Origin of the sequence: Pseudomonas fluorescens (assembly GCF_902497895.1) — a bacterium.
GTDB lineage: Bacteria > Pseudomonadota > Gammaproteobacteria > Pseudomonadales > Pseudomonadaceae > Aquipseudomonas > Aquipseudomonas fluorescens_BP.
The window spans coordinates 1-12698 of the sequence record NZ_CABVHQ010000034.1; the positions used below are offsets into that span (position 1 = coordinate 1).

General features: G+C 60.5%; 12 protein-coding genes. 1 reads left to right on the plus strand and 11 read right to left on the minus strand.

What is annotated here, in order from left to right; genetic code table 11:
* The 11 genes from F8N21_RS17720 to ccoN (F8N21_RS17775) form a co-directional block, all read right to left on the minus strand.
* Positions 1-1900: heavy metal translocating P-type ATPase (locus F8N21_RS17720; protein ID WP_150643351.1), on the minus strand; the 1900-nt coding region annotated here is incomplete at its 3' end.
* Between the two features lie 322 nt (positions 1901-2222).
* Positions 2223-2762 carry a FixH family protein gene (locus F8N21_RS17725; protein WP_150643352.1) on the minus strand — a complete coding sequence of 180 codons (540 nt, stop codon included), beginning with the start codon at positions 2760-2762 and terminating at the stop codon, positions 2223-2225.
* A gap of 11 nt (positions 2763-2773) precedes the next feature.
* Positions 2774-4189, minus strand: coding sequence for a cytochrome c oxidase accessory protein CcoG (gene ccoG, locus F8N21_RS17730; RefSeq protein WP_150643353.1), 1416 nt, complete (start codon positions 4187-4189; stop codon positions 2774-2776).
* A gap of 598 nt (positions 4190-4787) precedes the next feature.
* A complete protein-coding gene (ccoP, locus tag F8N21_RS17740) occupies positions 4788-5771 on the minus strand; it encodes a cytochrome-c oxidase, cbb3-type subunit III (RefSeq protein WP_150643355.1) in 984 nt (327 codons plus the stop codon).
* Positions 5768-5953 carry a CcoQ/FixQ family Cbb3-type cytochrome c oxidase assembly chaperone gene (locus tag F8N21_RS17745; protein WP_003175465.1) on the minus strand — a complete coding sequence of 62 codons (186 nt, stop codon included), beginning with the start codon at positions 5951-5953 and terminating at the stop codon, positions 5768-5770. Before F8N21_RS17745 ends, ccoP (F8N21_RS17740) begins: the two co-directional genes overlap by 4 nt.
* A 5-nt stretch (positions 5954-5958) precedes the next feature.
* Positions 5959-6567 (minus strand): cytochrome-c oxidase, cbb3-type subunit II, encoded by a 609-nt coding sequence (gene ccoO, locus F8N21_RS17750; RefSeq protein ID WP_150643356.1) that lies wholly within the window; start codon positions 6565-6567, stop codon positions 5959-5961.
* Positions 6567-8009 carry a cytochrome-c oxidase, cbb3-type subunit I gene (ccoN, locus tag F8N21_RS17755; RefSeq protein ID WP_150643357.1) on the minus strand — a complete coding sequence of 481 codons (1443 nt, stop codon included), beginning with the start codon at positions 8007-8009 and terminating at the stop codon, positions 6567-6569. Before ccoN (F8N21_RS17755) ends, ccoO (F8N21_RS17750) begins: the two co-directional genes overlap by 1 nt.
* Before the next feature lie 480 nt (positions 8010-8489).
* The gene (gene ccoP / locus F8N21_RS17760; RefSeq protein WP_150643358.1) at positions 8490-9443 is read right to left on the minus strand and encodes a cytochrome-c oxidase, cbb3-type subunit III; all 954 of its coding nucleotides are present in this window, start codon (positions 9441-9443) and stop codon (positions 8490-8492) included.
* Positions 9440-9649 (minus strand): cbb3-type cytochrome oxidase subunit 3, encoded by a 210-nt coding sequence (locus F8N21_RS17765; RefSeq protein ID WP_150643359.1) that lies wholly within the window; start codon positions 9647-9649, stop codon positions 9440-9442. Before F8N21_RS17765 ends, ccoP (F8N21_RS17760) begins: the two co-directional genes overlap by 4 nt.
* Positions 9650-9652: 3 nt before the next feature.
* Positions 9653-10261: a cytochrome-c oxidase, cbb3-type subunit II gene (ccoO, locus tag F8N21_RS17770; protein WP_150643360.1), complete on the minus strand. Its 609-nt coding sequence runs from the start codon at positions 10259-10261 to the stop codon at positions 9653-9655.
* 10 nt (positions 10262-10271) lie between these two features.
* Positions 10272-11696: a cytochrome-c oxidase, cbb3-type subunit I gene (ccoN, locus tag F8N21_RS17775; RefSeq protein ID WP_150643361.1), complete on the minus strand. Its 1425-nt coding sequence runs from the start codon at positions 11694-11696 to the stop codon at positions 10272-10274.
* Between the two features lie 100 nt (positions 11697-11796).
* Here ccoN (F8N21_RS17775) and F8N21_RS17780 point away from each other — a divergent pair, with 100 nt between their 5' ends.
* The gene (locus tag F8N21_RS17780) at positions 11797-12486 is read left to right on the plus strand and encodes an alpha/beta family hydrolase (RefSeq protein ID WP_150643362.1); all 690 of its coding nucleotides are present in this window, start codon (positions 11797-11799) and stop codon (positions 12484-12486) included.
* The last annotated feature ends 212 nt before the right edge of the window (positions 12487-12698 follow it).

Below are 12698 nucleotides of genomic sequence, written 5' to 3' on the forward strand. Positions count from 1 at the left end.
GGGCAGGGGCGTCGGCGCGCAGGCGGTCGTCGAGGACGAACCAGGCCAGCGCACCCTGGCTGTCGCCGAGCAACAGCCATTGACCGGGCTCGTCGGGCATCGCCGGTACCGGGCAGCCACTGAGCTCGCAGACAAACGCCGGATGGCCGATACGCAGGCGCTGTTCACCGACCCGCCCTTCAAGCCCCAGCCCCGGCGTGCTGAGAACTTCTTCGGCGGCCAGTGGCGCACGGCCGAACGCCCGGGCGATCGGATGTTCGGAACGGTTTTCCAGGGCGGCGGCGAGGCCCAGGCACTGGTCACTGCCCAGCGCACCCAGCGCCCGGATCGAGCGCAGCACCAGGCGCCCTTCGGTGAGGGTCCCGGTCTTGTCGAAAATCACTGTGTCGATCTGATTCAGACCTTCGAGCACATGGCCGCGAGTCAACAGCAGGCCGAGTTTGTGCAGGGTGCCGGTGGCGGCGGTCAGCGCAGTCGGGGTGGCCAGGGACAGCGCGCACGGGCAAGTAGCCACCAGCATCGCCAGGACGATCCAGAACGCCCGGGAAGAGTCCAGCTGCCACCACAACAGGCCGATGACCGCCGCGGCGATCAGCGACAGCAACAGGAACCATTGCGCGGCGCGGTCGGCGATTTCCGCCAGCCGGGGTTTTTCCGCCTGGGCCCGATCCAGCAGGCGGACGATGGCTGACAGCCGGGTGTCCTGGCCCAGGGCCAGTACTTCGACGGTCAGCGCACCTTCGACGTTCAGGGTGCCGGCGGTGACCGCGTCGCCCAGGGTGCGCGGTTGTGGCAGGTACTCGCCGGTCAGCAGCGACTCATCAATGCTCGACTGGCCGTCGAGGATCTTGCCGTCGGCCGGCAGAATCGCTCCGGGATGCACCAGCACCCGGTCGCCCAGGCGCAATTCGCTGAGCAGGATGCGCTCGTTCTGGCCGTCAGCGCTCATGCGCAGGCAGGAGGCGGGCAGTAAATTCACCAGCTGCGCGGTGGCCGCGGCGGTGCGTTCCCGGGCGCGGCGCTCCAGGTAACGCCCGGCCAGCAGGAACAGGGCAAACATGCCGACCGCATCGAAATACAGTTCGCCGACCCCGGTGATCGCGGTCCAGATACCGGCGATAAACGCGCTGCCGATGGCCAGCGACACCGAAACATCCATGGTCAGGTGGCGGGTGCGCAGGTCGCGCATGGCGCCCTTGAAGAACGGCGCGCAGCTGTAGAACACGATCGGGGTGGTGAGGAACAGCGCGACCCAGCGCAGGATGGTGTGCAGCTCGGGGCTCAGGTCGATATTGAATTCCGGCCAGGTGGCCATGGTCGCCATCATCGCCTGGAACCACAGCAACCCGGCGACCCCCAATTGCCGCAGGGCCAGGCGGTTTTCACCGGCCAGCTGTTCGGCGGCGCGGTCGGCTTGATACGGATGCGCGGCATAACCGATGTGCCGCAGTTCGCTGAGCACCTTGCTCAGCGGCAACTGGCTGTCGACCCAGCGCACGTGCAAGCGATGGTTGGACAGATTCAAGCGTGCTTCGGCCACCGCTGGCAGGCTGCGCAGGTGTTTCTCGATCAGCCAGCCGCAGGCGGCGCAGCTGATGCCTTCCATCAGCAGGGTGGTTTCGGCGAGATCGCCTTCGTGGCGGACAAAAGGTTGCTGGACATCGGCGCGGTCGTACAGCGCCAGCTCGTCCACCAGCTGCACCGGCAGCGCCTCGGGGTTGGCCGAGGCTTCGCTGCGATGGCTGTAATAGCTTTCCAGGCCCCCGGCGACAATCGCCTCGGCCACGGCCTGGCATCCCGGACAGCAAAGCTCGCGGGTTTCGCCCAGAACGACGGCGGTAAACCGGCTGCCGGCAGGGACGGGCAGGGCGCAGTGGTAGCAGGGGGTTGGAGTGGTCATTGGGTGGAGTCTATATCGTCCGGGAGGGCCTCATCGCCGTAGGAGCGTAGGAGCGTAGGAGCGTAGGAGCTGACGAGTGAAACGAGGCTGCGATCTTTCCAGGAGCGCCGCAAAACCAAGATCAAAAGATCGCAGCCTGCGGCAGCTCCTACAAATCTTCCGCAAGCTCTGCGATCTTTCCAGGAGCGCCGCAAAACCAAGATCAAAAGATCGCAGCCTGCGGCAGCTCCTACAGATCTTCCGCAAGCTCTGCGATCTTTCCAGGAGCGCCGCAAAACCAAGATCAAAAGATCGCAGCCTGCGGCAGCTCCTACAGATCAGTTTATTTTTTCAGATCTTCCGCACCCTGCAGCGGCTCATCACCGAGCAGCAAATCCTTGTCGTGGCTGACCTGCTCTTCCTCGAACATACGCCAGGTCTGGCCATCCTGCACACCGAGCAATTCGACGAAACGCCGGCCTTCGATCTTGTCGGTCAGCTGGCCGATATAGCGGCCCTGGTCGCTATCACTCTGCGCCAGGGTGATCTTGCGATCCTTCTCCGGCTGGGTCGGCGAGATCAGGTTCAGCTCCAGGCTTTTCGGCTGGCTGTTGCCGTTCAGGCGCAACTCGACTTCGCCGGTCACTCCGTCCAGATGCATGCTGGCACGCAGTTGCAGGGTCTGGGCCAGCAGTTCACGGTCCAGCGAGCGATTGATGCCTTTACCGGCCTCGTAATAATTGTCGTTGACCAGGTTGTCCGGGTTGTTCACCGCGATGGTCACCATCGACAAGGTCAGGGTGATCGAACAGGCCAGGATGCCGATAATGATCCACGGCCAAAGATGCTTGTACCAAGGGCTTACGGCGTTTGCTGCGGGCATGGTGACTTCTCTCAACGAATTTGTGGGCCGATGAAACGGCTCTTGGCTTCAATGTGCACGTCCGGGTCATCGGCATCCTTGAGGGTGAATTTCACCTCGTTGGTGCTCGACGGCAGTTGTTCCGGCGCGCTCGACAACTCGACCGGCATGCTGAAGATCTCGCCGGCAGCGACCTTGATCTCGCGCTTGCCTTGCAGCTTGAGGTCCGGCAGGCCAGAGGCTTCCAACAGGTAGGTGTGGTCGCGCTGGTCCTTGTTCATGACTTTCAGGCTGTAGACGTTCTCGATCCGGCCTTCGGCATTCTCACGATAAAGCACCCGGTCCTTGCTGACGTCGAATCCGACCAGCGAGCGCATGAAGAATGCGCCCATCAACAGGCCGATCATCATCAGCAGTACCGCCGCATAACCGAGCAGGCGCGGGCGCAGTTTATTGGTTTTTTGCCCGGAAAGGTTGTGCTCGGTGGTGTAACTGATCAGTCCGCGCGGGTAGTTCATCTTGTCCATGATGCTGTCGCAGGCGTCGATGCAGGCGGCGCAGCCGATGCATTCGACCTGCAGGCCATCGCGAATGTCGATACCGGTCGGGCAGACCTGAACACACATGGTGCAGTCGATGCAGTCGCCCAGGCCCATGGCCTTGTAGTCGGCTTCTTTCTTGCGCGGGCCGCGAACTTCACCGCGACGCGGGTCGTAGGAGACGATCATCGTGTCTTTGTCGAACATCACGCTCTGGAAGCGCGCATAGGGGCACATGTAGATGCACACCTGCTCGCGCAACCAGCCGGCGTTGCCGTAGGTCGCGAGGGTGAAGAAACCGACCCAGAAATACGACCAGCCGTCGGCCTGGCCGGTGAAGAAGTCGATGGTCAGTTCACGAATCGGCGAGAAATAACCGACAAAGGTCATGCCGGTGACAAAACCGATCAGCAGCCAGAGGCTGTGTTTAGTGACCTTGCGCAGGAACTTGTTGGCGCTCATCGGCGCCTTGTCCAGTTTGATGCGCTGGTTGCGGTCGCCTTCGGTGACCTTCTCGCACCACATATAGATCCAGGTCCAGACGCTCTGCGGGCAGGTATAGCCGCACCAGACGCGCCCGGCATAGACGGTGATGAAGAACAGGCCGAAGGCGGCGACGATCAGGATGCCGGAGAGCAGGATGAAATCCTGCGGCCAGAAGGTCGCGCCAAAGATGAAGAATTTGCGCTCCGGCAGATTCCACCAGACGGCCTGATGGCCACCCCAGCTCAGCCAGACCGTACCGAAATACAGCAGAAACAGCCCGGCACCGCCCATCATCCGCAGGTTGCGGTACAGGCCGGTGAAGGCGCGGGTGTAGATTTTTTCCCGAGAGGCGTAGAGATCGACGGTGTTATTCGAATTTTTGGCAGGCGGGGTAACGTCGTGTACCGGAATCTGATTGCTCATCATTGCATCCCACGGCAGTGGAAAAATGCCCCGGTCAGTACATGCCGACCGCGGTCAAAAAGGTATTGCAGTGGCGCAATGATACGCCTGTAGCTCCAGGTCAAGGGTGCGACCTTTAGTCGCGTTGGGAGAAAAGCAGAGATGGTGTAGCAAGTGTAACAATTCTTGATGTGAGTCAATTGACTTGTAAAGCATGGATGAATTTTCGTCCAGGAGCGTTCAATCCCGACTTTCCTGACGGCACCTCGACCCTCGTAGCAGCTGCCGAGCTCCGCGAGGCTGCGTTCGGCTGCGCAGCAGTCGCAAAACCAGACACTACGGTGTGTCAGGTTGCCCAAGGGCGCATGTTCAACTCAATCCCTCGTAGCAGCTGCCGAGCTCCGCGAGGCTGCGTTCGGCTGCGCAGCAGTCGCAAAACCAGACACTACGGTGTGTCAGGTTGCCCAAGGGCGCATGTTCTACGATTGCTACGCAACCGAACGCAGCCTCGCAAAGCTCGGCAGCTGCTACACGGGGCCCATTACCGCGTCGCCATAAACAAAACGGCCCCGCCAATCTTCATTGGCGGGGCCGTTTTTTGTTGCATCAAGCGTTTGCCTTACTGGGCGTCCGCAACCGCAGCTTTCTCACCGTGAGACAGGCTGTAGACGTAAGCGGCCAGCAGGTGAACCTTGTCGTTCCCTTGCAGTTGTTCCTGGGCAGGCATCTGGCCCTGGCGACCGTGGCGGATGCTCTGCTGCAGCTGAGCGAAGCTCGAGCCGTAGATGAACCCCTCCGGGTGGGTCAGGTCAGGTGCGCCCATTGCCGGGGTGCCTTTGCCTTGCGGGCCGTGGCACGCGACGCAGTTGGCGGCGAACAGCTTCTGGCCGGCAACCGGATCGGCTTTGCTGCCTTCCGGCAATTTGCGGCCGTCGAGGTTGGTCAGCACGAAAGCCGCAACGTCGGCGACGCCTTGCTCGCCGATGACTTCGGACCAGGCTGGCATGACCGCATGACGGCCACCCATGATGGTGGTCTTGATGAGTTCCGGTTCACCGCCCCAGCGCCAGTTGGCGTCGGTCAGGTTAGGGAAGCCATAGGCACCTTTGGCGTCGGAACCGTGGCAGACCGAGCAGTTGGAGGCGAACAGACGGCCACCCATCTTCAAGGCTTGCGGATCCTTGGCCACTTCTTCGATCGGCATGGAAGCGAACTTGGCGAAGATCGGACCGAACCTGGCGTCCGATTTAGCCATTTCCTTTTCCCACTCGTGCACGCCGGTCCAGCCGGTCTGGCCGTTGGCGAATGCAGTCTGCTTCTCGGTGTCCAGGTAGTTGTAGCCGGGCAGCAGGCCTTTCCAGTTACCCAGGCCCGGGTACAGCACCAGGTAGCCCAGGGCGAAGATGATGGTGCCGACGAACAGCATGAACCACCATTTCGGCAACGGGTTGTCGTACTCCTCGATGCCGTCGAAGGAGTGGCCAACCGTTTCATCTGTCTGTTCGGCGCGCTGGCCCTTGCGGGTCGACAGCAGCAGCCAGGTCAGGGTGAAGATCGTACCCAGACTGAGGACTGTGACGTACAGACTCCAGAACGTAGTCATTCTTTGTTACTCCTAGAAGCTTGCTCGACGTGCTTGATGGCTTCGGGATCATCCGCGAAAGGCAGCAAGGTCGCGTCTTCAAACTCGGATTTGCGCTTGGGGCTGAACACCCACAAGGCCAGACCGATAAAGGCCACCATTACGACAACGGTGCCCAGGCCACGAATCATCCCGATATCCATCTAAATCACCGTTTGCTTTTGATGATGGTGCCCAGGCCTTGCAGATAGGCCACCAGCGCGTCCATTTCGGTTTTGCCCTTCACAGCATCCTGGGCACCGGCGATGTCTTCGTCGGTGTAAGGGGTGCCGAGCGTGCGCAAGACTTCCATTTTCTTCGCGGTGTCTTTGCCGTCGAGCTTGTTTTCCACGAGGAACGGGTAGGCCGGCATTTTCGACTCGGGCACTACGTTGCGCGGGTTGTACAAATGCGCACGCTGCCAGTCATCGGAGTAACGACCGCCGACCCGGGCCAGGTCCGGACCGGTACGCTTGGAACCCCACAGGAACGGGTGGTCCCAGACGCTTTCACCGGCTACCGAGTAGTGGCCATAACGTTCGGTTTCGGCACGGAACGGACGGATCATCTGCGAGTGGCAGCCGACACAACCGTTGGCGATGTAAATGTCGCGGCCTTCCAGTTCCAGCGCGGTACGCGGCTTCATGCCTTCGACCGGCTTGTTGGTGACGTCCTGGAAAAACAGCGGAACGATCTGGGTCAGGCCGCCGATGCTGACGGCGATGACCATGAAGAAGGCCAGCAGGCCAATATTCTTCTCGACTGCTTCATGCTTCATCAGTGAGCTCCAACTACAGCAATCTGTTCAGCGGCTTTGGCTTCAACCGGGTTCGAGGCACGTACGGTACGCCATACGTTGTAGGCCATGAACAGCATGCCGCTGGCAAAGAACGCACCGCCCAGGGCACGAACGATGAAACCAGGATGGCTGGCTTGCAGCGCTTCGACGAAGGAGTAGGTGAGGGTCCCGTCATCGTTGATTGCACGCCACATCAGACCCTGGGTGATGCCGTTGACCCACATCGAAGCGATGTAGAGCACGGTACCGATGGTCGCGAGCCAGAAGTGCGTGTTGATCATGCCGATGTTGTGCATCTGCGTGCGACCGTACAGTTTCGGGATCATGTGGTAGACGGCGCCGATCGAGATCATCGCTACCCAGCCCAAGGCACCGGCGTGTACGTGGCCGATGGTCCAGTCGGTGTAGTGCGACAGCGAGTTGACGGTCTTGATCGCCATCATCGGACCTTCGAAGGTCGACATGCCGTAGAACGCCAGGGACACCACCAGGAACCGCAGGATCGGGTCGGTGCGCAGCTTATGCCAGGCGCCCGACAGGGTCATCATGCCGTTGATCATGCCGCCCCAGCTTGGCGCCAGGAGGATGATCGACATCGCCATGCCCAGGGACTGAGCCCAGTCCGGCAGTGCGGTGTAGTGCAGGTGGTGCGGACCGGCCCAGATGTACAGGGTGATCAGCGCCCAGAAATGCACGATCGACAGGCGATAGGAGTAGATCGGACGCTCGGCCTGTTTCGGCACGAAGTAGTACATCATCCCCAGGAAGCCGGTGGTCAGGAAGAAACCCACCGCGTTGTGGCCGTACCACCACTGGATCATCGCATCAGTCGCACCGGCGTAGGCCGAGTAGGACTTGAAGAAACTCACCGGCAGCGACGCGTGGTTGACGATGTGCAGCATCGCCGTCACGACGATGAAGGCACCGTAGAACCAGTTACCCACATAGATGTGCTTGGTCTTGCGCTGGGTGATGGTACCGAAGAACACCGCACCGTAGGTCACCCAGACGATGGCCAGCAAAATAGCCAATGGCCATTCCAGTTCCGCGTATTCCTTGGTGGTGGTGTAACCCAGCGGCAAGGTAATGATCGCGCCGACTATTACTGCCTGCCATCCCCAGAAGGTGAAGGCCGCCAATTTGTCGGAAATCAGTCGCGTTTGGCAGGTTCGCTGCACGACATAATAAGAAGTGGCAAACAATGCACAACCACCGAAGGCAAAAATCACCAGGTTGGTGTGCAATGGGCGTAAGCGTCCAAAAGTCGTCCACGGCAGGCCAAAATTCAATTCCGGCCATACAAGCTGTGAGGCGATGAAGACACCAAGCCCCATGCCAAGGATCCCCCAGACCACCGTCATGATGGCGAACTGGCGGACTACCTTATAGTTATAAGCAGTCGGACTGATTGCTGTGCTCATTCTAAGGTTCCACGGTTTGGGTGTTTTATTAGGGTAAAAAACGGTCGCAAGTATGGAGAAAGCAAGGTGCCATTGCAACGCGCCTTGACCCTGGTCAATTCTTTCCGAGGCTTATTCTGCGGCCTTTCCATGCGCCGAGTAAGGACAAAAATGACCTTGGACAACCGCCACGGAGGATGGAAAAGACCAGGGGTAATGGCTAGATGTAACCGGGTGTGTTGAAACCGGGGGTCAGCCGGGAGACGGTAACGTGCTCGACAGGCGTTATAAACCGGCCTTTGCGGCCTGTCCATCGAGCACAATCGTCGAACGCATCGGTTACAGTTAGCCGTGGCCGGCGCGTGCCGTTCCACCAACGGAAAAGCTTAAACCCGAATCTCTAGACTGGGAAGAAGGACTTTGGGAGGGTGCGACACTTGGTCGCGCAGAAGCAGGGAACTGCCGCATCCTGAGCGGATGCGGCAGCGAAACGATGGACGGTTACTGTTTCTTGTCCAGCGCCAACTCTCCTTCGTGGGTAGCGTCATGAGACAGGCTGTACACGTAGGCGGCCAGCAATTGCACCTTGTCATTACCGAGTAGCTCGGTCTGTGCTGGCATATGGCCTTGGCGACCATGGCGAATGGTCTGTTGCAGTTGTGCCAGGCTGGTGCCGTAGATGAAGCCGGCGGGTTGCGTCAGGTTCGGCGCGCCCATGGCCTGCACGCCTTGCCCGGCAGGACCGTGGCACGCCACGCACATAGTGCCGAACGCTTGCTGTCCGGCGTGCAGATCGACGCTGCTGTCGGCAGGCAGTGGCAGCCCGGCCAGTCCATTACGCACATAAGCCGCGACATTCTTCACGCCGTTCTCACCGAGCATTTCGCCCCAGGCCGGCATCGCCGCCATGCGCCCACCCATGATGGTGGTCTTGATGGTGTCGGTGTTGCCGCCCCAGCGCCAGTGGTTGTCGACGAGGTTCGGGAAGCCGAAAGCGCCCTTGGCATCCGAGCCGTGGCACACCGCGCAATTGGAGGCAAACAGGCGACCGCCCATTTTCAACGCCAGCGGGTCTTTAGCCACTTCTTCCAGGGGCATGGCCGCGAATTTGGCGAAGATCGGCCCAAATTTAGCGTCGGCCTTTTCCATTTCCTTTTCCCACTCGTGCACACCGGTCCAGCCGTTTTCATAACCCGGCAGGATGCCTTTCCAGTTGCCCAGGCCGGGGTAAAGGATCAAGTAACCCACGGCAAATACCAGGGTGCCGGCGAACAGCATGAACCACCATTGCGGCAGCGGATTGTCATACTCCTCGATGCCGTCGAAGCTGTGGCCCATGGTCTGGTCAGTGCTGCCCTTGGTTTCGCCCTTGCGTGTACCGATCAGCAGCCAGGTCAGACCGATCAGGCTGCCGATGGTCAGTACGCAGATCCACGTACTCCAGAAGGTGGTCATGGCCGAATGCTCCTTGTTGCAGGTTGGGCTTCATCAGATTGAAGGGAGGCCGTGCCCGGTTCATCGGCAAACGGCAGCAGCCGCGCCTGGGCGAACTCCGGGTTGCGCTTGGCGTTGAACACCCAGAGCGACAGGCCGATGAAGGCGATCATCACCACCAGCGTGCCAAGGCCGCGGATCATTCCACTATCGAGTTCAAAACCCATGGCTCACCTCTTGCTCTTGATCGCAGTGCCAAGCACTTGCAGATAGGCGACCAGTGCGTCCATTTCGGTCTTGCCCTTGAGCGAGTCGCTGGCACCGGCAATGTCGACGTCGGTGTACGGCACGCCCAGGGTGCGCATGGCGCGTAGCTTGGTTTCGGTGTGGCTGCTGTCGACCTGGTTGTCCACCAGCCATGGATAGCCGGGCATCTTCGATTCCGGTACCACGTTGCGCGGGTTGTACAAGTGCGCGCGGTGCCAGTCTTCGGAGTAGCGACCGCCGACCCGGGCCAGGTCCGGACCGGTGCGCTTGGAGCCCCACAGGAACGGGTGATCCCAGACGCTTTCGCCGGCCACCGAGTAGTGCCCGTAGCGCTCGGTCTCGGCGCGGAACGGACGGATCATCTGCGAATGGCAGCCGACGCAGCCCTCGCGGATATAGATGTCACGACCTTCGAGTTGCAGCGCGGTGTAGGGCTTCATGCCTTCCACCGGCTTGTTGGTCACGTCCTGAAAGAACAGCGGGACGATCTGGGTCAGGCCGCCGATGCTCACGGCCAGGACCATCAACAACAACAGCAGGCCGACGTTTTTTTCGATTGTTTCGTGTTTCATGACGGACTCCTCAGGCGATCTGCGCCGCAGCGACGGCTTCGGCAGGCTGGGCTGCGCGCACGGTGCGCCAGGTGTTGTAAGCCATCAGCAACATGCCGCTGAAGAAGATCGCACCACCCACCAGCCGCACGATGAAGCCTGGGTGGCTGGCCACCAGGGTTTCGACGAAGGAGTAGGTCAGCGTGCCGTCTGCGTTGACTGCGCGCCACATAAGGCCCTGGGCGATGCCGTTGACCCACATCGAAGCGATGTAGAGCACGGTGCCGATGGTCGCGAGCCAGAAGTGCGCGTTGATCAGACCGACGCTGTGCATGGCCGGACGGCCGAAGATTTTCGGGATCATGTGGTAGATGGCGCCAATCGAGATCATCGCTACCCAACCCAGCGCACCGGCGTGTACGTGGCCGATGGTCCAGTCGGTGTAGTGGGACAGCGCGTTGACCGTCTTGATGGCCATCATCGGACCTTCGAAGGTCGACATGCCGTAGAACGCCAGGGACACCACCAGGAACCGCAGGATCGGGTCGCTGCGCAACTTATGCCAGGCGCCGGAGAGCGTCATCATGCCGTTGATCATCCCGCCCCAGCTTGGAGCCAGCAGGATCAGCGACATCACCATGCCCAGCGACTGTGCCCAGTCCGGCAGCGCGGTGTAGTGCAAGTGGTGCGGGCCGGCCCAGATGTAGAGGGTGATCAGTGCCCAGAAGTGCACGATCGACAGGCGATAGGAGTACACCGGGCGCTCGGCCTGTTTCGGCACGAAGTAGTACATCATCCCGAGGAAGCCCGCCGTGAGGAAGAAGCCTACCGCGTTGTGGCCATACCACCACTGAACCATGGCATCGGTCGCACCGGCATACACCGAGTAGGACTTGGTCATGCTGATCGGCAACTCCATGTTGTTGACCAGGTGCAGGATCGCCACGGTGATGATGAACGCACCGAAGAACCAGTTACCGACATAGATATGCCTGGTCTTGCGCTTGGCCAGGGTGCCGAAGAACACCACGGCGTAGGCGACCCAGACAATGGTGATCAGGATATCGATCGGCCATTCCAGCTCGGCGTATTCCTTGGAACTGGTGTAGCCCAGCGGCAGGGTGATGGCCGCCAGCAGGATCACCAGTTGCCAGCCCCAGAAGCAGAACGCGGCGACTTTCGGCGCAAACAGCTGCGTCTGGCAGGTGCGTTGGACCGAGTAGAAGGACGCCGCGAACAGTGCGCAACCGCCGAAGGCGAAGATCACTGCGTTGGTGTGCAACGGGCGCAGACGCCCGAAGCTGGTCCACGGCAAATTGAAGTTGAGTTCAGGCCAGACCAATTGAGCCGCGAGAAAAACCCCGAGCCCCATACCGACGATGCCCCACACCACCGTCATAATGGCGAATTGGCGGACCACCTTGTAGTTATAGGCGGTACTGTTAGAAGTGTTCATGGTTCCCCATCCACGGTTCAGCTGAAGCAAGAGCGACTGCGCATGGCGACGGCGCGCTCACTTCTTCTGGAGTTATAGGCAGACTAAATGCGAGGTAAGCATGGGCAAAGAGCACAAGGCCAGTATTGACGGGGATCAATGGCTGCGGTGTGTGACGGAGCATGGCTGGCTGTGGAATGCTGCCTCAGCCACGGCGGCGAAAGCCGAGCCGCGCACGCTGATTCTCGCCCACGGTGCCGGTGCGCCGATGGACAGTGGCTTCATGCACGACATGGCTGCACGCCTTGCCGGGCATGGGGTCAACGTGTTGCGCTTCGAGTTTCCCTACATGGCGCAACGACGCCTGGACGGCGGTAAACGCCCACCCAATCCGGCGCCGAAACTGCTGGAATGCTGGCGCGAGGTGTATGCCCTCGTGCGGCGTCATGTCGCTGGGCGCCTGGCCATCGGCGGCAAGTCGATGGGCGGGCGCATGGCCAGTTTACTGGCGGATGAATTGGCGGCGGATGCGCTGGTATGCCTGGGGTATCCGTTCTATGCCGTCGGCAAACCGGAAAAGCCACGAGTGGCGCATCTGGCCGAACTCAAGACCCCGACCTTGATCGTGCAGGGCGAGCGGGATGCATTGGGTAATCGTGCGGCGGTAGAAGGCTATGAGTTGGTGCCGAGTATCGAGGTGTATTGGCTGGCCGCTGCCGACCATGACTTGAAGCCGTTGAAGGTATCGGGGTTTAGTCATGAACAGCATTTGCAATCAGCGGCCGAAAAAGTAGCCGGATTTCTTCTGTGAACTGTGCATAACAGTGCCGAGTCCGTAGCAGCTGCCGAGCCTGCGAGGCTGCGTTCGAGGACGGAGTCCTCGCAAATCCTGAGTGCGCGGTTTACTTGAAAGAACCCGTTGCCTGATTTAACGACCGCTTCGCGGCCGAACGCAGCCTCGCAGGCTCGGCAGCTGCTACGAGAGCTAGAACAAAAAAAGATGTGTAGATATACCTATGGTGA